At 38.1% G+C, this 22590-nt stretch carries 20 protein-coding genes; 11 read left to right on the top strand and 9 right to left on the bottom strand.

From position 1 onward, the window contains the following. Positions 1 to 23: 23 nt before the first annotated feature. On the bottom strand, positions 24 to 731 hold the full coding sequence (locus BHF68_RS06570) for a hypothetical protein (protein WP_069642844.1): 708 nt from the start codon (positions 729 to 731) through the stop codon (positions 24 to 26). A 127-nt stretch (positions 732 to 858) separates the two neighbouring features. Then, a complete protein-coding gene (locus BHF68_RS06565) occupies positions 859 to 2184 on the bottom strand; it encodes a 4Fe-4S dicluster domain-containing protein (protein ID WP_069642843.1) in 1326 nt (441 codons plus the stop codon). 260 nt (positions 2185 to 2444) lie between these two features. Here BHF68_RS06565 and BHF68_RS06560 point away from each other — a divergent pair, with 260 nt between their 5' ends. The 5 genes from BHF68_RS06560 to BHF68_RS06540 are packed head-to-tail and all read left to right on the top strand — an operon-like array spanning position 2445 to position 6502. Continuing rightward, on the top strand, positions 2445 to 2834 hold the full coding sequence (locus BHF68_RS06560; RefSeq protein WP_069642842.1) for a GntR family transcriptional regulator: 390 nt from the start codon (positions 2445 to 2447) through the stop codon (positions 2832 to 2834). Continuing rightward, complete coding sequence (locus BHF68_RS06555) at positions 2827 to 3726, top strand: ABC transporter ATP-binding protein (RefSeq protein WP_069642841.1); 900 nt, start codon at positions 2827 to 2829, stop codon at positions 3724 to 3726. The genes BHF68_RS06560 and BHF68_RS06555 overlap by 8 nt, the downstream gene beginning before the upstream one ends. Next, a complete protein-coding gene (locus BHF68_RS06550) occupies positions 3701 to 5773 on the top strand; it encodes a DUF6449 domain-containing protein (protein WP_069642840.1) in 2073 nt (690 codons plus the stop codon). Before BHF68_RS06555 ends, BHF68_RS06550 begins: the two co-directional genes overlap by 26 nt. A gap of 11 nt (positions 5774 to 5784) precedes the next feature. After that, on the top strand, positions 5785 to 6063 hold the full coding sequence (locus tag BHF68_RS06545) for an RNA polymerase sigma factor (RefSeq protein ID WP_069642839.1): 279 nt from the start codon (positions 5785 to 5787) through the stop codon (positions 6061 to 6063). Between the two features lie 31 nt (positions 6064 to 6094). Continuing rightward, on the top strand, positions 6095 to 6502 hold the full coding sequence (locus BHF68_RS06540) for a SecDF P1 head subdomain-containing protein (protein WP_069642838.1): 408 nt from the start codon (positions 6095 to 6097) through the stop codon (positions 6500 to 6502). Between the two features lie 146 nt (positions 6503 to 6648). Here BHF68_RS06540 and BHF68_RS06535 read toward each other — a convergent pair whose 3' ends face one another. Further along, entirely contained in the window at positions 6649 to 7758 is a 1110-nt protein-coding gene (locus tag BHF68_RS06535; protein WP_069642837.1) for a DEAD/DEAH box helicase, read from the bottom strand. A gap of 24 nt (positions 7759 to 7782) precedes the next feature. Beyond that, positions 7783 to 8196 carry a DUF3785 family protein gene (locus BHF68_RS06530; protein WP_069642836.1) on the bottom strand — a complete coding sequence of 138 codons (414 nt, stop codon included), beginning with the start codon at positions 8194 to 8196 and terminating at the stop codon, positions 7783 to 7785. A 233-nt stretch (positions 8197 to 8429) separates the two neighbouring features. Here BHF68_RS06530 and BHF68_RS06525 point away from each other — a divergent pair, with 233 nt between their 5' ends. The 5 genes from BHF68_RS06525 (at position 8430) to BHF68_RS06505 (ending at position 13086) form a co-directional block, all read left to right on the top strand. Further along, positions 8430 to 9104, top strand: coding sequence for a response regulator (locus tag BHF68_RS06525; RefSeq protein WP_069642835.1), 675 nt, complete (start codon positions 8430 to 8432; stop codon positions 9102 to 9104). A gap of 15 nt (positions 9105 to 9119) precedes the next feature. Then, positions 9120 to 10262, top strand: a complete 1143-nt coding sequence (locus BHF68_RS06520) for a sensor histidine kinase (RefSeq protein ID WP_069642834.1) — start codon at positions 9120 to 9122, stop codon at positions 10260 to 10262. A gap of 161 nt (positions 10263 to 10423) precedes the next feature. Then, positions 10424 to 11443 carry a hypothetical protein gene (locus tag BHF68_RS06515; RefSeq protein WP_069642833.1) on the top strand — a complete coding sequence of 340 codons (1020 nt, stop codon included), beginning with the start codon at positions 10424 to 10426 and terminating at the stop codon, positions 11441 to 11443. Further along, entirely contained in the window at positions 11412 to 12347 is a 936-nt protein-coding gene (locus tag BHF68_RS06510; protein WP_069642832.1) for an ABC transporter ATP-binding protein, read from the top strand. The genes BHF68_RS06515 and BHF68_RS06510 overlap by 32 nt, the downstream gene beginning before the upstream one ends. 16 nt (positions 12348 to 12363) lie before the next feature. Next, on the top strand, positions 12364 to 13086 hold the full coding sequence (locus BHF68_RS06505; RefSeq protein WP_069642831.1) for an ABC transporter permease: 723 nt from the start codon (positions 12364 to 12366) through the stop codon (positions 13084 to 13086). A 112-nt stretch (positions 13087 to 13198) separates the two neighbouring features. Here the strand turns inward: BHF68_RS06505 and BHF68_RS06500 are convergent, their stop codons facing one another. After that, entirely contained in the window at positions 13199 to 15379 is a 2181-nt protein-coding gene (locus BHF68_RS06500; protein WP_069642830.1) for a malate synthase G, read from the bottom strand. Positions 15380 to 15584: 205 nt separating this feature from the next. On the opposite strand from BHF68_RS06500, the gene BHF68_RS06495 reads away from it, so the two are divergent. After that, positions 15585 to 16547 carry an NAD(P)-dependent oxidoreductase gene (locus tag BHF68_RS06495; protein WP_069642829.1) on the top strand — a complete coding sequence of 321 codons (963 nt, stop codon included), beginning with the start codon at positions 15585 to 15587 and terminating at the stop codon, positions 16545 to 16547. Positions 16548 to 16657: 110 nt separating this feature from the next. On the opposite strand, the gene BHF68_RS06490 is transcribed toward BHF68_RS06495, so the two are convergent. The 4 genes from BHF68_RS06490 to gloA all read right to left on the bottom strand — a co-directional run bounded on the left by BHF68_RS06490 (position 16658) and on the right by gloA (position 22590). Next, on the bottom strand, positions 16658 to 17596 hold the full coding sequence (locus BHF68_RS06490; protein WP_069642828.1) for a CPBP family intramembrane glutamic endopeptidase: 939 nt from the start codon (positions 17594 to 17596) through the stop codon (positions 16658 to 16660). A gap of 46 nt (positions 17597 to 17642) precedes the next feature. After that, entirely contained in the window at positions 17643 to 20666 is a 3024-nt protein-coding gene (locus tag BHF68_RS06485) for an efflux RND transporter permease subunit (RefSeq protein ID WP_069642827.1), read from the bottom strand. Between the two features lie 10 nt (positions 20667 to 20676). Next, complete coding sequence (locus BHF68_RS06480) at positions 20677 to 21924, bottom strand: efflux RND transporter periplasmic adaptor subunit (protein WP_069642826.1); 1248 nt, start codon at positions 21922 to 21924, stop codon at positions 20677 to 20679. A 273-nt stretch (positions 21925 to 22197) separates the two neighbouring features. After that, positions 22198 to 22590: a lactoylglutathione lyase gene (gene gloA / locus BHF68_RS06475; RefSeq protein WP_069642825.1), complete on the bottom strand. Its 393-nt coding sequence runs from the start codon at positions 22588 to 22590 to the stop codon at positions 22198 to 22200.

Genomic DNA, 22590 nt, shown 5'->3' with positions numbered 1-22590 from the left:
AACCCTTCATTTGAGTCCATTTTTTATATTGTCCATTGATTATGGATAATACCAACTAGTAACCACGTACCTTCATGCTCTTCGAATACTAACCTCAGACTTCTCCAATCCATACCTTCGAAATCCGGATTAAAACCTGAGAAATAATACTCTACTACTATAGGATTATCGTAAACATCAAATTGGTTTTCAAGCATATTACCTGAGCTTAAAACCTCATTATAGCCAATTTCTTCAGCTTCAATAAAGTCTTCTGTATAAATAAATTCTTCGTAATATTCAGCAGGTGTTAGCTTAATTTCATTACCTTTGCCATCATAGAGTCCCCAAAGATATTCCTGTTGACTTTCAAAGAAATTTTTCATTTCTTCCTTCGTCAATACAACATCATCATCCAATGATACGTAAGTGTATGGCGTAAATCTTACCCCCGCTTCGGGATGTACATAATCAGCAAGCGTTTCTGCATCTTTATTCCTTAGAGCAATAATCGCATTATTAGCTGTTTCTTCTATAACCTGCTCTGCAATTTCAGGTTTTATAATTCCTTCTTCAGTATATTCATATTCAATCGTATCTTCATCGTTTGGCTCAGGCTCAGTTCCCGGTTGCTCTGTACCCGGTTCATCAGTATCTGGTTGTTCTGTACTTGGCTGATCAGTTGGGTCGCAGGCAGTTGCTACTAGAAGCACTACAGCTAATATACCTGCGAGAAATAGTTTCGACTTCATTATAATCTGCCTCCTCTAGTATAGTATTCTCCTTAATAGTTATATAGACGGTCTAAACAACTAAAATGTTTCATATATTATTATTCAATACTCCTTATATTGGACTCTGTGGCTATTATTTGCATTTCTAGTTGTATTGTTTTTCTTTTTCTTTTTGTTTTTCTTTTTGTTTTTCTTTATGTTTTTCAATTAGCTTGCCTAGGTATACTGACTTCAACTGTTCACTAGCAACAGCTTGTTTAATTGGTGGTAGTCGCAGGATACTTCCTAAGACAGCTGCCATTGCTCTATGACTTGCAAATGCCTGGTTATCAAAAACCAATTCATGAAGCTTCCCACGCTCAATTGCCATCATGACTGTTCGGTGCACAGAATCTACAGGTGTTATAATACGTTCCCCACGATGCTCTAGCTTTATACTTACCTTAGGACAAGAGCGCACACAGACGCCACACCCTAAACAGATGTCTTCATCTATTCTAGCTACTTTCCTAGTAATATTACTTAGCTCTTTATCTTGTTTTATCGTTGTAATAGAAATCGCATTAATCGGACAGGCTTTAACACATTTCCCGCAGCCAGTGCATGTAATCGCATCAATAGCAGGAATAAAGTTCGATGTATGTACTGGTCGTAGTGAGCCAAATTTCTTCACCGCCAGCAACCCTTCACAACAGCATCCACAGCAATTACATATGAAGCTTATGTTTTTCTGTGCGTTTTCCCCGCACTGTACCAAGTTGTTTTCATACGCCTGCTGCAACAGTTCCTTGCCTTCAACCACATCAACCTGACGTGCGTGTTCATATTTAATTAGTGACCTTGCAGCATTATTAAAGGTCATACAGATGTCCATCGGTGCCTCGCAGCCTTTTTCTACATACTGCATCTTCTTCCTACAATAACATTCACTAATGCCAATGTGACTAGCCTCTTCTAGCATATGTGTGGCGCGCTCATAATCTAGCACGTGAACGGCATTATCACTTGATAGTACAGGCTCCTGAACAAAAATTCTTCCAAGCCTCGTCTCGCTACCTAAGAATAGGTCAGTTACAAACTCCTCTTCCACATTCAAGTATTGATGATATAATTCTGCCAATAATTTTTGATTGATATCATTTCTCGTTCGCATCAAAGAAAACTCAAAAAACCCAGCCATTGGTGGCGGTAGAACGTATCTCTGTACTCCACGATCTTCGACATCCAGTAATATTGCCCTGCTTGCTAGCTCCTCTAAAATTTTCTGTGTTTGTTTTTCTTCCAGCTTCCAGGCTTTTGCTGCCGTTTTTACCATAAATGGTTTAATTGGCAATTGAGCTACTAAGGATGCTTCTTTTTCTGAAAATAATATTTCTAGTATTCTATAAAGTGTGTTCGAAGGTGGTGCTCCTAAAGGAAAGCGATTTAATCTTTCTTCTAAGCTTTTGTAGCTTTGCTTTGCCGAATTCATAATATTATTTGCCTCCTAGCATGCCGAGTCTAACGCTACATCTGTATATTACAATATACCCTTATAACGCACCAATCATTACCTGTACAAGTATCTTAAAATGACATTTTCCCAAGATAATCTTAAGGTGACATTATCAAAAGATAATTATAAAAGTAAAAATACTACTTGTAATTAATTTATTAGCGTATTATACTCTAACTGTACCACGATACTTAATACAGATAATACTGTTACTACAGTTTGAAAGGAGGTTTCTTATGTTTCAGTTAGATATACGAAGCAGGCAGCCCATATATGAGCAATTAGTTGATAAATTGAAAGAGTTAATTATTCACGAGGTTTTTAAGTCTGATGACCAGCTACCATCAGTTAGAGCACTGGCTCAAGAGCTTACGATTAACCCAAACACCATCCAAAAAGCTTATCGCGAATTAGAGCATCAGGGCTATATTTATTCAATTCCAGGGAAGGGCAAATTCGTTGCTCCCCAATCTACCATCAATAACGAGAAGGTGAAAAAGATGAAGGATGATATTGTAAAGCTTCTTTCTGAGGCTATGTATCTTGGTATGGATAAAGAAGAGCTCCTTAGCTTAATTGATTTAGCAGAGAAAAATGTAACCAGAGGAGGAGACACTAATGATTGATGTTCATAATGTAAGTAAGACCTTTGACGATATGGAAGCTGTCAAAGACGTTAGCCTACATATCAAAAAAGGATCAATATATGGCCTGCTCGGGTCTAACGGCGCAGGTAAAACAACTCTACTAAAGCTACTAGCAGGCATTTACAAACATAATGCTGGTAAGATATCTATTAGCGAGCAACCTGTCTTTGAAAACACTGAATTAAAACAAAAGACTATCTTTTTAGCGGATGCATTATATTTCTTTCCTAACACGACCATTAACCATATGGCTAGCTTCTACCGTAGCGTCTATAAAGATTGGAACGAGGAGCGCTTTAATAAGCTTAAGGAAGCATTTCCAATAGACCTAGACAAAAAAATCGAGCGAATGTCTAAGGGTATGCAGCGCCAGGTCGCTTTCTGGCTAACTCTATCAGCAATGCCAGATGTTTTAATTTTAGATGAGCCACTAGATGGTTTAGATGCAGTAATGAGACAGAAAATAAAAAATTTACTTATTCAGGATGTAGCAGATAGGGACTTAACCATAATTATATCCTCTCATAATCTTCGTGAAGTTGAAGACTTATGCGACTATATCGGCATTATGCATCACGGGCAAATTATTATCGAGAAAGACCTTGATGATTTAAAGTCTGACGTACATAAAGTACAAGTGGCTTTTAACGGAGATGTGCCTGAGGGATTCCTAGAATCAATAGATGTCTTATATAAAGAAGCACGCGGAAGTGTGCGCTTATATATTGTGCGCGGCAAAAAGGAGCCTATTAGCAATCATATTTATTCATTCAAACCTGTTGTTTTTGATCTACTACCATTAACGCTAGAAGAAATCTTTATCTATGAAATGAGGGATGTTGGCTATGCTATCGAAAACATTATCGTTTAACCGAGGGATTTTTGTGCAGGCTGCGAGAAGTGTTGGCTGGATAGGTGTTGCATACCTCATTTTACTATTGTTTGCAGTACCATTGCAGCTAATAATGGTTGCCTCAAGAGACCAAAATTACTATTTATACCAACGATACTTTGTACATTTAGATACTATATTCGGAGTATTTCAAGGATTCCAGTTGTTATTGATGTTTACAGTGCCTGTGTTGCTTGCTATATTTGTATTCCGCTATTTACAGGTGAAACTCTCAGCAGATTATATTCATAGTCTACCAATCCGCAGGGAATCACTCTATCATCAATATATCACCTTTAGTTCTATTATGCTTTTAGTTCCTGTGTTAATTACTGGTTTAGTATTGTTCATACTACGGGCTTTTTTAGATGTAGGCTCCTTGTTATCATTTAGTAACATCGTCTACTGGATTGCAATAACAACTATGTTTAATTTGTTTGTCTACTTTGCAGGTGTGTTAGTAGCTATGCTGACTGGGATGTCCGTATTACAGGGCGCATTAATTTACATTATGTTGATTTTCCCTGCAGGGATTACTACATTATATTTCTCGAATTTAAGCTTTTACTTGTTCGGCTTTAGCATGAACCAATATATATCAGATAATATATTAAAGTTGCTACCAATCTTTAGGGCTGGTGAAATGGATCATAATCCACTCACTATAGTAGAAATTGCGTCCTACATTGCAATAACAATAGCATTTTATTTAATCGCATTATTTGTTTACAGGAAAAGAAATATCGAGTCTGCTACACAGGCAATTGCGTTCCGTCCGTTACGTCCTGTATTTTTGTACGGTGTAACTTTTTGTTCTATGCTGCTCGGAGGCCTTTACTTTGGAGCAACGCAGGACGAAATCTTAGGTTGGATTATATTTGGTTATCTATTCGCCTCTATAATAGGCTATGCAGTTGCGCAAATGATACTTGAAAAAACCTGGCGAATCTTTGATAAATGGAAGGGCTACCTAGCATTTTTGCTTGTTGCATTTGTAATTCTGCTATCCCTTTACTTTGACGTTACAGGCTTTGAAAATAGGATTCCCGATGCAAATCAGGTTGAACAAGTATATTTCTCCGACTCTTTTCGCTACCTGCAGCATGGAGTCTACTATTATCAGGCAAACCCTGGAAAACTAGACGCCTTAGGTAAACCCTTTGGTGTTCAGGAATTTTTCTATCAAGATGCTGATAACATCGAGCATATCCGAGCTTTACACCAGGAAATTATTAATGATAAGGAATTTCTGTCTGGTACAAGATCGAATCCATTTAGACCAGCAGTCTATGTTCATCCACTAAGAACCGTAGCGATAGAATATTATCTTGCTAATGGCTCTACGATTACTAGGGAGTATAGAGTTCCCTATGAACGCTATTTAGATCTATACAAACCGATTATGGAGTCTATAGAATATAGGCATAACAATTACCCATTGCTACGTGTTAACGACATTACTGGCCTTGAAACTATATCAATCCGTTCAAGCCATTTGGGTAAAAGCGTTGTTATTAGTGATCGTAATCAACTAGCTGAACTACATGAAATTATTAAATCGGAGCTACTTAGTATGACCGTAGAGGAAATGCTTAATCGACGTGAGCCATGGGGTCATATCGAATATCTATGGCAAGGCAACAGATATATTAGCATTCCTTGGAATAAAACCTATGAAAACATTGATGCTTGGCTAATGGAGCAAGACCTGCTAGAGCAAACTCGTTATACAGTAGACGATATTTCTACAGCTTTCCTAATCGAGAATGTTCAAAACACACGAAACGCTAGTATGCACGAAATCTTGCGGAGTCCAAACTCAATAAATGCCATAGAGACACTTGATAATGTTATCAAGCTAGAGTCAAAAGAACATATAGAAATGTTATTGCCGCTTACAACTTGGGACGATAAGGGCGATTCCTATATGCTAGTAATATATTTTGATAATAGTAAGTACCCTGGTTATCACCCAATCTATGAACCTATTTCTAAGGAAGATGTCCCTGATTTCATCAAAAATTAAAGGAGCCGCACATGGGTGCTAGTAACATAAATACCATAACCTTTAAAAAAGCCTTAACTCTATACAATAATTTGCTTTCAGAAGGCACACCGAAATACAAGGCCAATATCTTGTCAGTATATTATTCCATAGAACCTATAGGCAACAAAATACTTGAGTTATACTATAAAAATGAAATGTCCTACGATGAAATAGCTTATACATTGGGCATGAACGTTACTGATGTAAGGTCACATATGTACAAAGCACGCCGCATATGTAAAGAATTACGCAAGCTATTGGAAGTATGAATAACTATTAAGAATACAAGGAGATCCTGTAATGAAGATTAATAAACAAAGTAAATTCATTATCATAGTAAGTGCGCTACTAGTTTTATTACTTATTGGCTGTAGCAATCAAGAGGAAAATGTAAATATAGAAGACGCTCGAATTCATTTTTTAGACGCAGACGGCTTTGTCCTCGCGACTGAATATGATTTGGCATCAGGGGAAAATCAACAAAACTCAATGGATTCAGATCAACAAGAATTAGTCTTTTCTTTTAAAAGAGCTTCAAAGCTAGCTGATATGACTGAGCAGAATCTTGGAAAAGAAATTCGTTTATATCTTGATGGAGAATTGATTGCTGCTCCACGAGTTATAGCGAAAATTACCGATGGAAAAGTTGTATTAACTGGCATTCCAAATGAAGTGGCTACGGAAATCATTGAAGCAATTTATCGTTAACAATATGATATCTAGCGCGCAAAGACAACACACATATCAATAACAGTATGTAAAAACACAGGCAGTTAGTAATCTATTAACGATAGATAATCTAATTGCCTGTTTCTTATTTGTTTGTGTATCTGTTTGTTTATCTGTTTGATTAACTATTTTTTTATGATACACTTCCCGTGATGCAGCTCGACCTCTTGCGCTGTAACATTAAGCTTTTTCGCTATTCGCTTCAATAACGCCTCTTCACCTTTAGTAACAAGGGATATTACTGTTCCCTTAGCACCCATCCTTCCTGTCCGCCCTGCTCTATGGGTATATGAATCTACATCGCGCGTCATATCGAAATTGATTACGTGGGATAACGCCTCTATATCTAATCCCCTAGCAGCTACATCACTAGCTACAACTAAATTTAACTTTCCGTTACGAAAATCATTTATAACGTTCTTTCTTTCTATTTTATTGGAATTGCCACTAATGACACCAATTTTGAAATCCTTAAACGTCAGTTTCGATTCAATCTCTTTGATTTTTTCAAAATCATTTATGAAAACGAGCGCCTTTTCTATGCCAGACCGCACTAGCTTCATCAAAACATTCACCTTGTCTCTGTGCTCACAAACAGCATAGAGATGGTCTGTATTTGAAGGCCCTTGTGTTGTAGACCTCTTAACTTGTATTAACTGTGGCTCATTCATTAGTTCTGACGCTATATCTTCTGTTCGTTTTGACAGTGTTGCTGAGAACAAAGCAATTTGCCGATCTTTTAACGTAGTTTTAACAATATTATTTAAGTTACCTACATGTTCCTGGGCAATTAAGACGTCAAACTCATCTACAACAATAGTTTTTACTTCATGCATTTTCATTTTCTTTAATTTAATCAGTTCAAGGACTCTTCCTGTTGTGCCTACTACTATTTGTGGTAGCTTTTTTAAAACTTCTACCTGTTTCTTAATGTTTGCTCCACCTATAAGTGCCGCACTATTAATGTTACTGCCTTTAGTCCATTTTTGTGTTTCGTGATAAATCTGCATTGCTAACTCGTGGGACGGGGCCAAAATTACTGCTTGGATATTCTTTTTATCAGGGTCAACTTTTTCTATAACTGGTAATAAGTAAGCTAGTGTTTTCCCAGTTCCAGTAGGTGATTCTGCAATAACATCTTTACCAGCTAATAGCACCGGCATTGCTTGTTTTTGAATCTCTGTTTGGTCTTGAAACCCAGACTCTTCCCAAAGCTTCACTATGAAATCTTTCATGTAATACTCCTTTCTTTCCTATCTTTATATATCACACTGCAAAATTTCAATTGTATACTTTCCACAGCTATCACAGACAAGCACACTTACGCAATAACTGTCATCAACAATCCCTGCATTTAGTAGCTTACTAAATGACTTACCCTCATACTCTTTAGATAAGTTGCTCATTACGTATGTTCCATCCTTTGTGTACAAGTAAAAGCTATACACTAAAAACGTGAAGTACTTAGCCTTTTCCTCCTTGCCAGCAAAACAGACCTGACAAGCACGATTAAAGTACTCAATTTCAAAATCAAGGTTTGCTTGTTCACTCAGAAGCTTTATTATGTCTATTGGCTCTATACCGCTTACTGGCTTTTCATCATCGTTATTAAATTCCGCTAAATTTTGCTCGTTAAGTTCAAACTTCTTATCCTCGTAGGAAAGCGTATACATTATATAATTCCTCCAAATTGTCATCTATCTAGTTTTCTATATACCCTTTATCCTTTATACCCTTTATTTAGTGTAAAGAAAAGCTATTATATACTTTTTCTTCATTGAATACAAAATTATTTGTAAAATAATTTCTAGTGATTGATAGTTTCGACTAGTAATATTATTTCAAATATGTAAGACTATGATTAAAACGCGAGACTATGATAATAGAGATATCAAAGGAGCTTCGTATGGATAATAAAATTCGTATTCTGCTAGTTGATGATCATCCTTTTTTTCGCCAAGGAGTTACTTTTTTCCTTGATAGTGTTGCTGAGTTTGAGCTGGTCGGAGACTGCTCTAGCGGAGAAGAAGCAATAGAACTTGTAGCATCTCAACAAATTGACATCATTCTTATGGATTTGCAAATGTCAGGCATGGACGGAATCGAGACTACTAGAGAAATCTTAAAATATAGTCCAACAATCCGCATTTTAATCCTTACTAGTTTTGGCTCTGGCGAAAAAATAACTGAAGCCCTTAATGCAGGAGCAGCAGGCTATTGTCTAAAAGATGCCCCACCTCAAGAGTTAGCGACTGCCGTTAAAGCTGTTGCTGCTGGTGGTACTTATTTAGGTCGTGGTATTTCCTTAAGCACAGTCACTCACAATAGACAAACTGTCGAAGACAACCATAATACCAATAATCAAACATGTCAGCAGGCAATTAACAGCCTGACCCAACGAGAGCTTGATGTGCTAAAGCTACTCACACAAGGGCTTGCTAATAAAGAAATTGCTGAACAATTATTTGTCAGTGAAAAAACTGTTAAAACCCACGTTGCCAACATCCTTCACAAACTAGGGGTAAAGACACGTACTCAGGCAGCACTTTTAGCAAATAAGCATAACCCTACATCTTTTTAACGAGGTGCATTGCAAATGATTGTATCACTAAAAGATACCTTAAAAGCGAATTGGCAGGATGTTATATATAAAACCGTGCCTGTAGGCTTTATCTTTGGCGTATTATTTTCTACTGTCTCTTTTTTTGCTAGCTTTGGATTCACTAATATACAACTGCTATTTTTGCCCTTTCTAACAGGTGTGTTTTCAGGAATCGGTGCTATAATAGCTCTAGCTGCTACTAATATCCTGACTGAAAAAACGACACTCGGTAAAACTACGATTCAGGTGCTTTCCTTTGTTTTGGCTGCTACTACAAACACAGTATTAGTGCTAATAATCTTCTTTAACCAAGAAATTATGAGCATAAGATTTGAGGCTTTCTTTGGCATTTTATTCGGGCTAGGGCTTGGTGCAATTTATGCGATGTATTCATATAAGGTTGGTCAAATGCAAGAACGAATGGAATTTTTAGAGGCGTTAGCAGAGAAAAATAAACAACTACAAGAAGCCTCTCGAAAGCTGGCAATTACTGATGAACGAAACCGTATGGGACGAGAACTCCACGATTCTGTTTCCCAAGGACTCCATGGATTAGTATTCACTCTTCACTCCTTGCGTAATGTACTCCAAGAACCTAATGAGCGAATTACTAGCATCCTAAATCATATGGAAGCAACGGCTAATTCGACCCTTGATGAACTGCGCACGATGATTGAAGAGCTTAAACCCTCGTTACTTGCCGAACAGGGTCTAACAAAAGCTCTAACAGTTATGACAGATTTATTTTCACAGCGTCATCAGATCCCAATCAACCTAGATATACAGACACCCGATAATTTGTCTGCTGAAGTTGAGTTGGCCATATATCGAATAACGCAGGAATCCCTTACTAACATCGAAAGGCACGCTAACGCTGAACATATCTCACTGACTTTAGCAATCGAAAATTATGATACACTGCTGCTATTACAAATTAGTGATGATGGAAGTGGATTTAACGTCGAACAATATACACCTAACTCCCTTAGACAACAATTCCCAAGTAGCCACAAAGGCAAAGGAAGTGGAAACGGGCTGCTTAATATTAGACAGCGAATTGAAGAAACTGGTGGCACATTAAAGATTGTAAGTAAAATCAATTACGGAACTACGATTATCGCTAAGTTCCCACTATAATATTTATCTACTCCAAAAGGCTGAGAATAAAATCAGCCTTTTTGTGTACCTGAATTTCATTATTCCGACCGTTTTATGGAAACTCATTCCTTTATATACTAAAGACAAATACAAAGAGCTAACGAACTGTTAGTCCTAAAAATATAAAGGAAGTGATTTTCATGTTAACAGCAACAAACCTTTGGAAATATGTTGGAAGGTTTTCAATTGTCCACTTAGCCACATATACAATACTCGCTTTAGCCTTCGTTGCCTTTCAGGGTGCATTACCTGATAGCAAGCGCATTGCTTTAGACTTCTACCAAGTATATAGAATTGATGCTATCGCATTAATCGGCCATCTTGCCCGCGGCGCTGTGCTTGCCTTGTTGCTATATCCATTTTACAAAACGTTTGTCAGTAGTACACATGGACCCTTAATCTTGTTTGGTGCTATGTGGGGTATTGTAATCTTTGGCTCTGTTGAACCGATGCCAGGCACCTTTGAAGGCATCATTTACACTACAACTAGTTTATTTGAGCATTTGTCAGTGCTTATTGCAAGTAGTATACAAATCGGATTGTTTTGCTGGCTATTTTTGCGCTGGGAAGTCCCTACTAAATCTCTAGTAAAAGAATCAATAGAAACAAAACAACCACTTATAGCAGAGCAAACACCTATAAATGAATCGTTACGTACTAAATTGCAAGGCTTTGTTAAGCGCTTTACGTTGCTTCACGTACTAACATACTGGATAGTTGGGTCAATCTTCTATCAAATACAGGACTATGATGCTGCACTTTCGACAATGGAAGCATTCGATCTATTCCGTGACTTAGAAAATATGACAATGGTAATTGTCGTGTTCCTAGGTCAAATCATCCGAGGGGCTATGCTTGCAATGCTTATATATCCGTTCTACCAAACCTTTATGAGCAAACGTCATGGCTGGCTACTAATATTCAGTCTTATGTACGGCTTAACATTGATTGGCACAATGCTATTTATTCCCGCTACATTCGATGACGTGATTGCTTTAAACATAGCCGAATTTATTACTTTATTTAAGGTTGGTATTCCAGAAGTGACTGTGCAAATGTTCGTTTTCTCTTGGCTATTATTCAAATGGGAGCAAAAGAAGCACAAATCTATCAGCGGAGGTATCGCAAATGACATTACTACAGATAACAAATCTCAGTAAATCTTTTAAGTCTAGGACAGTTGTTGATAATGTTAGCTTTTCGATTAACGATGGAGAAATATTCGGTCTGTTAGGCCCTAATGGCGCTGGTAAATCTACCACGCTATCAATGGTTTGTGGTTTACTCAAAGCTGATAGTGGAAATATTTCTATAGGTGGCTATGATTTAAAAACAGACTCCTTTAAAGCTAAGGAGCTTATCGGTATCGTCCCACAAGAAACTGCTTTATATCCTGAGCTATCTGCTGTAGCTAATCTAAAGTTCTGGGGCAGTATAAACGGAATCGAGGGTCGCAGCTTAGATTATGCCATTAACAATGCCCTTACGCTAGTGGATTTAAAGGATCGTGCTCTCGACAGAATTGGCAAATACTCTGGCGGAATGAAGCGTAGGCTAAATATCGCAGCTGGACTTATCCACAATCCTAAGTTACTAATCATGGATGAACCTACAGTCGGTGTCGACCCACAATCAAGAAATCACATCTTAGATACGATAAGAACATTAAAAGATCAAGGAACTACCATCATATACACCAGTCACTATGTCGAAGAGGTTGAACAACTTTGTGATCGCGTTGCCATTATGGACCACGGCAAACTACTAACTATTGGAACGCTTGCTGAGCTTCAGCATGAAGCTGGCGAGCTTCATGAAGTAACTGTTGCTTTCAGCTCCCTAGAGACCCCTCCAATGAAACAAATACAAGGATTGACTGGCGTTAAGCAAGCAGCTCTATTAGAAAATTCGATTAAAATTCTCACACCGAACGCCGAACAATTACTACCGTTGTTGTTTGAAATGCTAGTATCAAATAGAATTTCAATAACTGAGATAAAAATCAAAAAGCCTAATTTAGAAAGCTTATTCTTAAAACTTACAGGACGCGCTTTGCGCGATTAGAAAGAGGTGCTTAATATTGAGGAAATCTTTAGCTATTGCTACAGTTGGTTTTCGGCAAATGCTTGCTGATCCTATGTATATTGTATTCACGTTAGCCTTACCTTTAGTAATGACTTGGGCTATGAGCTTCCTCCCTAGAGAACCTGGGGTTTATGAAATGGCGTCCTTAGGAGTGCTAGTTATGTTCGTCGCACTAAACCTCATTACTTCGGCTGGCTCAATTATTGAAGAACGACAAAAAGGGACGTGGCATAGAATTTTAGCCAGCCCTACATCATATTGGTCTATTATGTTCGGTCTATTTATCAAATTATTCACAGTAGCATGGATTCAAACACTCATACTATTATTTTCCGGGAAATATCTATTCGGCGCACCTTGGTCACAAGGTTACTTTGAAATGGTTGTTGTTTTAAGTGTCTATATCTTCTCCATGACAGGTCTAGGTCTTTTCCTAGCAAGTGTGCTGAAATCTTTAGGTCAGGTATCCGCCGTAGCTACAATCATTGTTATGATTGGCACTATGCTTGGAGGAGTATTCTTCCCTATGGAGGATACTTCGAGGATTATTTCTATCATTTCAACTATTTCGCCTCAAAGCTGGGCCGCTCATGCTTTAATGGAAATTCTAACTGCTGGGGTTCCGCTTTCATCCTTAATAAGGCCACTAATGTGGATGATGGCAATCGGAGCTGTCATGTTAGTCGCAGGTGTCTATAGAATTAAGTTAGAAAGGTAAAGAGAACATGGTATTCACCTAATAATCTCTGATATTATAATAAAGGGTTCAGTCACTATGACCGAACCCTTTATTGCACACTACTTATACTTTGTGCTCTTTGCAATATGCATTAGCAATTACCTGCATATACCTTCTTTGCTTCGATTCTACGACGATGTAATATAGGTTCCGTATAACCACTTGGCTGTTCCTTGCCTTTAAACACTAGCTCACACGCAGCTTGGAATGCGACTGATTTATCATAATCCTTAGCCATTGGGCGATACGCAGGGTCGCCAGCGTTCTGCTCATCAACGACTTTGGCCATTTTCTTTAAGGTTTCTAATACTTGCTCCTCAGTACAAATTCCATGGTGTAACCAGTTCGCCATATGCTGACTGGAGATACGGAGCGTTGCGCGGTCTTCCATCAAACCAACATCGTTGATATCTGGCACCTTGGAGCAGCCGATTCCTTGCTCAACCCAGCGAACCACGTAGCCAAGAATACTCTGCGAATTGTTATCTAATTCCTGTTGAATCTCTTCCGCAGACCAGCTTGGGTTTTGAGCTATTGGAATTGTAAGCATATCATCGACCGATGCAGACTCCCTTGCTTTAACTGATTGCTGTACATCCTTAATATTAACTTCATGATAATGCAGTGCATGTAGTGTCGCTGCCGTAGGAGAAGGTACCCAAGCAGTATTAGCACCTGATTTTACGTGCCCGACTTTGTCGCGAATCATTTCTGCCATTTGATCTGGCTTTGCCCACATTCCTTTACCGATTTGGGCTTTTCCAATCATACCAACTGCTAATCCAACGTCAACGTTATTATCTTCATAGGCTTTTAACCATTTAGAGTCTTTCATATCGTTTTTACGGACCATAGCTCCCGCTTCCATTGATGTATGGATTTCATCTCCTGTACGATCTAGGAATCCTGTGTTTATAAATACAATACGATTTTTAACTTTTTCAATACAATTCTTTAGGTTTACAGATGTTCTTCGTTCCTCATCCATAACCCCAATCTTCAGCGTATAACGATCTAATCCTAATAAATCTTCAATTCGATTAAATAATTCGTTCGCAAAAGCAACTTCTGCAGAACCATGCATCTTCGGTTTTACAATATAAATAGATCCAGCGCGGGAGTTCTTGAATTTACTTTTGCCTAGAATGTCATGCATAGCTATTAAGCTAGTAAACATACCATCTAAAATTCCTTCAGGCATTTCATTACCGTCTTGGTCTAAAACCATATCGTTTGTCATCAGGTGCCCTGCATTACGTACGAACATTAGCGCCCGACCTGGCAGTGTAATTGAATCACCAGCAATACCTGTATAGACTTTGTCAGGATTTAGGCTGCGCTCAACTACTTTCCCACCTTTTTTGAAGCTTGCCGTCAAATCACCCTTCATCAACCCTAACCAATTGCGATAGACCGCCACTTTATCAAAGGCATCAACTGCAGTAACAGAATCCTCAAAGTCCATGATAGTTGTAAGGGCTGCTTCTAATGCAATATCTTTTACCCCGGCAGCATCAGATTTACCTATTGGGTGATTGCGGTCAATTTGTAGTTCGATGTGAAGTCCATTATGGACAAATAAAATTGACTCTGGATTATATGCATCACCAGTAAAAGCAACCAATTGTGCTGGGTTTTGTAGAGTTGTTGTAACTCCGTTCTCCAATGCTACTACTAGTTCTCCATTTGTAATTGTGTATTTTGTCGAGCCCTTATGACTCCCATCTTTTAAAGGGACAGCTTCGTCTAAAAGCTTTCTCCCTTGAGCAATTGTTTTTGCGCCTCTGACTGGATTATATTCCTTTCCTTTCTCAGCACCATCTTCCTCGCTAATAGCATCTGTTCCGTAAAGAGCATCATATAGACTTCCCCAGCGAGCATTTACTGCATTTAACGAGTAACGAGCGTTCATTATTGGTGCTACAAGCTGTGGCCCTGCCTGAACAGAAATTTCTAAATCAACATTTTCCGTCTCAACTTGAAAATCCTCTACCGCTGGCTCTAAGTAACTAATTTCTTTAAGGAATTCCTTATATTTAATAAAGTCAAAACTGTCTTTGTTCTCGTTATGCCAATTGTCAATTTGCTTCTGTATCGCTTCCCTCTTTTTTAGAAGCTCTTTATTCTTTGGAACCAAATCACTTAATAGCTTATCTAAACCACTCCAGAGTTCATATGCATTAATATCTGTCCCTGGCAAAACTTCTTCATTGATAAAGGTATACAGCTCATTTGCAACTTGCATATTACCAACAGTTTGATATTTAATCATAAGATTACTTCCTCCTTCAATTTAGTTGCCTTTGATATTCTTATCATGTATCTTATGTTAATAATGTATCAAATATAATTTATGAATTCCACTGTTAATACTAGTTATTTATAGCCAGCGCAAATAGTAAACTGATATATGCATTAATAGGGTAGGATAGATATAGGTAAACTAAAATAATACGGCGATGAACAGGAGGCTTTATATGACTAATACAGTTTTTCTTAATGTAGCTAAAGTAAATTTCGACCATCGGCTTGATCTATCTAAATTAGCTACCATAACTAATCTTACTACATATGACCATAGTACAGAGGCACAAATACTTGAAAGAGTTGCAAAGCAAGAAATTATTATTACGAAGGAAATCCCTCTTAGTAAAGAATTAATTATGCAATTCCCTGAAAGTGTGAAATTAATTTGTGAAGCTGGTACAGGCTATAATAATATTGATATAGATGCTGCCAAGGAACGAAATATCATGGTATGTAACTTGCCTGGTTATAGCACAGAATCTGTTGCTCAGCTAGCGATTACTTATATCTTAAGTCTAAGCTCGTCATTAACCAAACAACATGCAATGCTTAAAAATCAAAATTACGATAACTTCTTTAAACATTTGCAGGTGCCTTATTTTGAATTAAAGGACAAAGTGCTTGGTGTTATTGGAGCTGGAACCATCGGAAAGCAATTAATAGATTTCGCCCTTGCACTAGGAATGGATATCCAAGTATACACCCGTAGTCAAAAAAACTGGGATAACGCCCGCATCCAATCTGTAGATTTGGATACATTGCTAATGAACAGTGATTTTGTTAGCTTAAACTGCCCATTAACCGAAGAAACAAGGCATCTAATCAACAAACATCGCCTTCAGCTCATGAAGCCTACAGCTTATATCATCAATACATCGAGGGGCCCATTAATCAATGAACAAGATTTAATTGCGGCCTTGCAAGAAAAAACGATTGCCGGAGCTGCATTGGATGTCCTTGAACAAGAGCCACCTGATAGAAATAATCCACTCTTTACAATGGATAATGTAATTCTTACACCACACATTGGCTGGCAGTCTATTGAAGCAAGACAGCGTTTACTGAAGCTTTTGACAGGTAATATCGAAGCGTATATAGCTGGCACTCCGACAAACGTCGTAAACCAAGCTTAGTATGCGTCAAGGCCTGACGAGAGGGATTTATCTCAGCGGCGTTAACAGCTACAAAAATGCCGCTCATGAAGTGAACTTCACACATCATGAGCGGCATTTATTAATTTTCTTTAACTATTCTGTGGCTGAGTTTTTTGTTCTTCATTGGCAAAATAAGCGGATGTGTCAATCGGCTCATTAGTGAACCGCTTCTCGTAAATATAGATTGCTACGTTTACCATTGCCAATACTATAAATCCTGCTAATCCTAATGCTCCAATCAATAATTCGTGTCCTCCACTAACCATTATAAAGCTCAAAATCAAACTAGCATTGATTGTACCGTGAAGAACTGAAGCCGCTATCACCGAACGCGCCTTTAACCTAATATAACTAAAGATTGGCGACCATAGCAGAGTGAAGATAACCATCATAAAAACACCTATAACTGGATAGTTCGGATAGTTATGCCCCTGTAGTATAAGTGGTGCATGCCAAAACCCCCAAACTATTCCTATAACAAATGAGGATTTCCAAAATCCCATATCCGCTAGTTCCCGCTGTAGAAACCCGCGCCAACCAGCTTCTTCGCCAAAAGCAACAATTGCGTTAATTGTAATCCCTGCTATTAGGCCTTGGATTATACCAATCCAGAAATAATGGATTGGCAGAGCTGCAATTTGCTCACGCATAACCTCAAGCTGGTCTTGTGACATAGTAGATTCATATTGAGCAAACATTCCTTCCATGGAAGGATCATAATAAACTCCTGGGACCAGTAAGCTGACACCGATAGTTAGCACAATAATAACTGGTGTTAACAACCACGCTACTAAAAACCAGCGATTTAGCTTAAATGATATACCTAAGGTTTTTACAACTGGCTCTTTATACACAAGCTTCTGTAAAAAAACTGCTACTATCATTGGTATGGCCATATAGAGCATGGCAACTCCAATCGATGATGCCGATCCCCACTGTCCTCCAGACATAAAAAATAAGGAAATAAAAACAAAGCTGATAACGTACGTTAAACCCGTAAAAACTATAGCTTTCTTATACTTATTCATAGGAAACCCCCATCAAATCATAGTCGCGATTATACCACAGTTCTACTTATGTCTGCTCAACAACTACCTCTGTGGTTTGCATTTGATTTTGCTGCTGCTTGTGCTTCATAAACGACCTGTTTTCAAAAATAGAGTAAATAACCGGAAGTATTATCAAACTGACAAACACTGAGCATAATAGCCCAAAAATTACTGCCGTTGCAACTGGAGTTTGAAACTCTGATGTATTAGTACCCCCAATAAACATCGGAATTAATCCAGCAACCGTTGTTAGGGTCGTAGTTAGTATTGGTCTAAAGCGTATTTTTGCCCCCGCTACAATAGCCTCATTAAGCTGCTCATACTGGTCACGATGCTTATTAATAAAATCGATTAACACAATTGCGTTATTAACTACGATTCCTACCAACATAATGACCCCAATCATCGCCATAGCATCAAAGATCCTTCCCGTGATAATAAAGCCTAGGGACACCCCTATCATTGTAAATGGCAACGAAGCAACAATCAGGAACGGTTGACGCAAACGATTAAATTGAATTGTCAATACCAGAAACACCGTCGCTAACGAAACAGCCATTGCGATTAATAATTTTTCAAAGGCTTCTTGCTGGTCTTGCTCCCTACCTGCTGTAGATAGTAACAAGCTCCCATTGTATCCGTCATTTATGTAGTTTTGCATTTGTGTATAGACCTTTTCCCTGTCTTCAGAGTCAAAATATACAGTGATGCTAGTGTACGGCAGCCCATCTCTGCGGACGCGAGAATTTTCCGCTGGCTCTTTGTATACGTTAGCTATATCATTTAGGGTTATATGTCGATTATCCGTAATCTGCAGATTTCCTAATGCATCCGACATCGCCCTTGTCGTCTCTGGGAAGAGAATATCCGCCTTAACATTCTCTCCCTGCAAATTGATATCTATGTTTGTCATACCATTTAATACTACTGCTAGCTGTCTTTCTATCTCTTGCCTAGATAGTCCATAGTAGGCTAGATTTTCTCTAGAAAAATCAACAATCCATTCTTCACCTGCTTGAGCTCTACTTACTTCTATACCAGTTACACCATCAAACAGCTGTAGCTGCTGTTCAATCGCTGGAAGCTCCCTGCTAATAACCCCCATAGAAGATCCCTTTATAGATAAAAGAATTTGACCTGATGCGTCGGCCTGACCAGCACCAATAGTAATAGATGAGTATGGTATGTTATTGTTAATAATCATTTCAACATCTTTATCAACAGCCGCCTCTGACCTTGTCATATCTTCAACGTCATCATAGTGGATATAGAATGTGCCAGCGCGACTACCTTTGTGCGCCCAGTAAATGACACTTTGTACGCCTTCAACTTCTTTGATTTTTTCCGCTGTGTTATCTAATAGCCGCTTATTCACTTCAAAATCTGTGTTCTCATCAATGAAGTATCTAACAAACAAAGCTCGCTCCATTACGTCAGGAATATAGCCTTTAGGCACACTTGCCACTAGTTGGAATAATAATATTCCTAAGACTATTGTAAATACGCCCATCGTCTTCCAGCGATGTCTAAGCACTCTTGCAAGAACTTTTCCATAGAACTCCATCAACGTATGTTTCTGTTGTTTTTCACTATTAGGCTTCACTAAATACATTGAAAAGATTGGTATCATCGTAAATGCTACTAACAGTGATGTTACCAGTGAAATTGAAATTGTTAATGCCATTTGCTTCATCATGCTACCTATCATACCTTCAAGAAATCCAATAGGCACGAACACAGCAATGGTTGTAACTATCGACGAAGTGACTGGCCCTTGAACTTCCTTTACCCCTGTATAGACAGCTTCTCGTCGATTAACACCAGCCTCCAATTTCCTAAATATATTTTCTAGTACAACTATACAGGCATCTACTATTAAACCTACACCAATTCCTAGACCAAGCAAGGAAATTATGTTAATACTAAAACCAAATATATTCATAAAAACAAAGGTTGTTAATATGCAAATAGGGATGCTGATACCAATGACAATCATTGTTTTAATGCTTCTAAAGATAGTGAGTAAGATAATAGAAGCTAATAACGACCCCAATAATATGTTTTTGGCAAGCTCTGAGATTGCTTGACCTATAAATAGCGACGAATCCCAAATATAATAGTACGACCAATCAGAAGATTTATCGGCATGAAGCTGCTCTAGCTTTTGACGTACTTCCTTGGCAACCTTTACCTCACTGGCAGTTGACGCTATTGTAATATTAACCTCGTAGTACGGATGACCATCAACCATTAAATAGCTGTTGTCAGCGTTGAGTTTCTCTTCAATTGTAAATCTGTCCGTTACCATTTCCCCGTTAGATAGGCGATATTGCGCTAGCTCATCTATTGCGTATACACTCGACTGCGATTTGACTCTGTATTGTTCACCGCCATAACTAAGGGAGCCTAGCAGCGATGAGTCAAATGTGGAGCGTAATTCATCGAATAATTGAATACTTGTGTTTAAACTTATTGGTCGATCCTGCTTAAGGGTGAATTCATAGTTCGGATCATATAAATCTAATGTATCGTCAATACCTCTAACCTGTGATACCATCGCCAATTCTGGTAGCACGGTATTTTTTAGTTCCTCACGAACACTTATATCATTTATATCCTTTGGGACAATGGCAATCGCCATAAATACGTTATCTTCTGTTGTATATTGCTTTGCCTCTTTTCTGCGAGTATCAATATTTATACTAGCTAATTGTCTATTTAAGTCTTCGATAATAGCATCTACTTCTGCTTCCTTCGCACCGTCCTTTAAATGCACAGTCATATAGACACTTCTTGTTGAAGCATTAACCTCTACCTCGTTGACTCCGTTAGCATTTATAATTGCAGTCTCTAAAGGAATGACTATATCGCGCTCTACCTGATCAAGGTCCGTTTCATGCTCTAGAATCACACTAACGTTAACGAAGGGAGCTTCTAGCTTTGGTAGTATCTGAATAGGTAGTAATATAGCTGATATTATACCCGCTATACTCACCATAGCCGCTACTAAAAAGACAACAATAGGGCGCTCAATCATAGTTTTCAGCATTGCAATCCCCCTATTCTACTACCTGGACAGTATCCCCATCGTTTAAGAGGTTTTGCCCTACATTTACTATCTGGTCACCTATAGCCAAGCCATCAATAACTTCCACAACATCTCTCATCTCGCGACCTGTGACGATAATTTGTTTCTTAGCTGTATTTCCTTCAATTACGAACACATATTTATCGCCGTTATCCTGAAGTATAGCTCCTACAGGAACAATTAATGTCGCACCCGCGAGTTCATCACTTAATAGTAGCTGTGCATTCATTCCAGGCTTAACCATTCTATCTTGATTATCTATTATAAACTCTACTAAAAATCCATTTTGATTAGCTGAAGCCGAAGGTGATATGTAGCTCACTTTCGCTTCCACTTCCTTATTAAGCACTGGTACCATTAATGTGAGCTGTCTATTCTCATAAACAATCGGTAAGTCCTTCTCCGTAATTACAGCTTTTACTAATAAACTATTATGTTGCTCTACTGTAAACACGGGCTGCCCAGCACTCACTGTTTCACCAGATTGAACAGGTAATTCACTGATAATACCAGAAATCGGTGATTCTATAATTGTTCGTTGCAGTTGGCGGTTTGCTTCTTCATATGTAATTTCTGTTTCTTTAATCTGAATATGTAGTAAGTCTATTGCATCTGTCTTTTGTGCTACTAGTAATTGTTCTTCAAGAATATCCATTTCTAGCTTTAGTCGTTCAACTTGGTTTTCTGCTGCCTCCAGCTCTACCAATGGTATAGCTCGGTGGTTATATAGCTCCTGTCTGCGTTCTAAGTCTTTATTAGCTACATCTAACTGGTTTTTAAGTGTATTTATTTGTCCTTGTAGTGTGCTAATTGCAAGGTTTTGGTCAGTTATTGCTTTCTGCAGCTGCAATTCTAGCCTTTCTATATTAACATCGGCACGCTTAACCTGTAGGTCTATGTCTTGGGCGTCTAAAGATATTACTGGCTGACCCTTACTTAATGCATCACCGACCTTGTGGGAGAGACTTACGATTCTTCCAGACATCTCTGCTACGGCTTGAACACTTTCGAACGGGTGTATATCTGCCCTAATCGTAATCGGCTCTCCTAAAACTCTCTCTTCAACATGTGTAGTTTTAACTCTTTTAATTTCTTCTAACTGTTCATTCTCATTTTGCGTAGATGCACTTTCGCTTCCGCATCCAAATAATAAAATCGCTGACAAGATTATTAATAAAAACACCTTAAACTTCTTGCCATCTTTATAAAACCAATCCATTTAGTATTCCTTCCTCTCCTGTAGTAAATATCCCTTAAAAATGATTGCAAATAATTATTGTTTTAGTGATTACATTCGATAATTATATATGAACTTCCCCATGCAAACATCAATTTTTTCTAATCCTTTATTGATTTTCTCATCAAAACATTAATCACGCCTTAATAAAAGATTAATTTTTTATTAACGTTTTTAATAACACATAAAGAGACTGCTTAATTGTTTGCTGAAATAACAAACATGCAGCCTCTTCGCATCTTTATGCTTTGTCAACTAGTTTTTTTTCGATGCCCTAATGACTTCAACACGATAACCATCAGGGTCGGTTACAAAATAGTAGCTCGGCTCTGTCCCTGGTAGACCCATAAGCTTAGTTGCCTGGTATCCCATATCCTGATGTTTTTTGTGAGATGCTTCTAAATCATTAGTTTCAACAGCCGTGTGACTAAAACCATTACCAATTTCATACGACTCTTCTTGATTGTAGTTGTAGGTTAATTCTAATTCATATGCCTTTGATTCATCACTTAGGTATACAAGTGTAAACTTATATTCTGGGTAATCAATTCTACGGGTTTCAACTAGCCCTAATGCCCCTTGGTAAAACGCTAGAGATTTTTCTAAGTCTTTTACACGAATACATGTATGAAGCATTTTGTAGCTCAT

Origin of the sequence: Desulfuribacillus alkaliarsenatis, from assembly GCF_001730225.1 — a bacterium.
GTDB classification, from domain to species: Bacteria; Bacillota; Bacilli; order Desulfuribacillales; family Desulfuribacillaceae; genus Desulfuribacillus; species Desulfuribacillus alkaliarsenatis.
Note: the sequence above shows the minus strand (reverse complement) of the source record. Positions and strands in the feature narration are given on the sequence as shown.

What these genes read in the sequence shown, in the direction of transcription:
- BHF68_RS06570 (WP_069642844.1), bottom strand. Translation starts at nt 731, where the DNA reads ATGAAGTCGAAACTATTTCTCGCAGGTATATTAGCTGTAGTGCTTCTA.
- BHF68_RS06565 (WP_069642843.1), bottom strand. Translation starts at nt 2,184, where the DNA reads ATGAATTCGGCAAAGCAAAGCTACAAAAGCTTAGAAGAAAGATTAAAT.
- BHF68_RS06560 (WP_069642842.1), top strand. Translation starts at nt 2,445, where the DNA reads ATGTTTCAGTTAGATATACGAAGCAGGCAGCCCATATATGAGCAATTA.
- BHF68_RS06555 (WP_069642841.1), top strand. Translation starts at nt 2,827, where the DNA reads ATGATTGATGTTCATAATGTAAGTAAGACCTTTGACGATATGGAAGCT.
- BHF68_RS06550 (WP_069642840.1), top strand. Translation starts at nt 3,701, where the DNA reads ATGCTATCGAAAACATTATCGTTTAACCGAGGGATTTTTGTGCAGGCT.
- BHF68_RS06545 (WP_069642839.1), top strand. Translation starts at nt 5,785, where the DNA reads ATGGGTGCTAGTAACATAAATACCATAACCTTTAAAAAAGCCTTAACT.
- BHF68_RS06540 (WP_069642838.1), top strand. Translation starts at nt 6,095, where the DNA reads ATGAAGATTAATAAACAAAGTAAATTCATTATCATAGTAAGTGCGCTA.
- BHF68_RS06535 (WP_069642837.1), bottom strand. Translation starts at nt 7,758, where the DNA reads ATGAAAGATTTCATAGTGAAGCTTTGGGAAGAGTCTGGGTTTCAAGAC.
- BHF68_RS06530 (WP_069642836.1), bottom strand. Translation starts at nt 8,196, where the DNA reads ATGTATACGCTTTCCTACGAGGATAAGAAGTTTGAACTTAACGAGCAA.
- BHF68_RS06525 (WP_069642835.1), top strand. Translation starts at nt 8,430, where the DNA reads ATGGATAATAAAATTCGTATTCTGCTAGTTGATGATCATCCTTTTTTT.
- BHF68_RS06520 (WP_069642834.1), top strand. Translation starts at nt 9,120, where the DNA reads ATGATTGTATCACTAAAAGATACCTTAAAAGCGAATTGGCAGGATGTT.
- BHF68_RS06515 (WP_069642833.1), top strand. Translation starts at nt 10,424, where the DNA reads ATGTTAACAGCAACAAACCTTTGGAAATATGTTGGAAGGTTTTCAATT.
- BHF68_RS06510 (WP_069642832.1), top strand. Translation starts at nt 11,412, where the DNA reads ATGACATTACTACAGATAACAAATCTCAGTAAATCTTTTAAGTCTAGG.
- BHF68_RS06500 (WP_069642830.1), bottom strand. Translation starts at nt 15,379, where the DNA reads ATGATTAAATATCAAACTGTTGGTAATATGCAAGTTGCAAATGAGCTG.
- BHF68_RS06495 (WP_069642829.1), top strand. Translation starts at nt 15,585, where the DNA reads ATGACTAATACAGTTTTTCTTAATGTAGCTAAAGTAAATTTCGACCAT.
- BHF68_RS06490 (WP_069642828.1), bottom strand. Translation starts at nt 17,596, where the DNA reads ATGAATAAGTATAAGAAAGCTATAGTTTTTACGGGTTTAACGTACGTT.
- BHF68_RS06485 (WP_069642827.1), bottom strand. Translation starts at nt 20,666, where the DNA reads ATGCTGAAAACTATGATTGAGCGCCCTATTGTTGTCTTTTTAGTAGCG.
- BHF68_RS06480 (WP_069642826.1), bottom strand. Translation starts at nt 21,924, where the DNA reads ATGGATTGGTTTTATAAAGATGGCAAGAAGTTTAAGGTGTTTTTATTA.
- gloA (WP_069642825.1), bottom strand. Translation starts at nt 22,590, where the DNA reads ATGAGCTACAAAATGCTTCATACATGTATTCGTGTAAAAGACTTAGAA.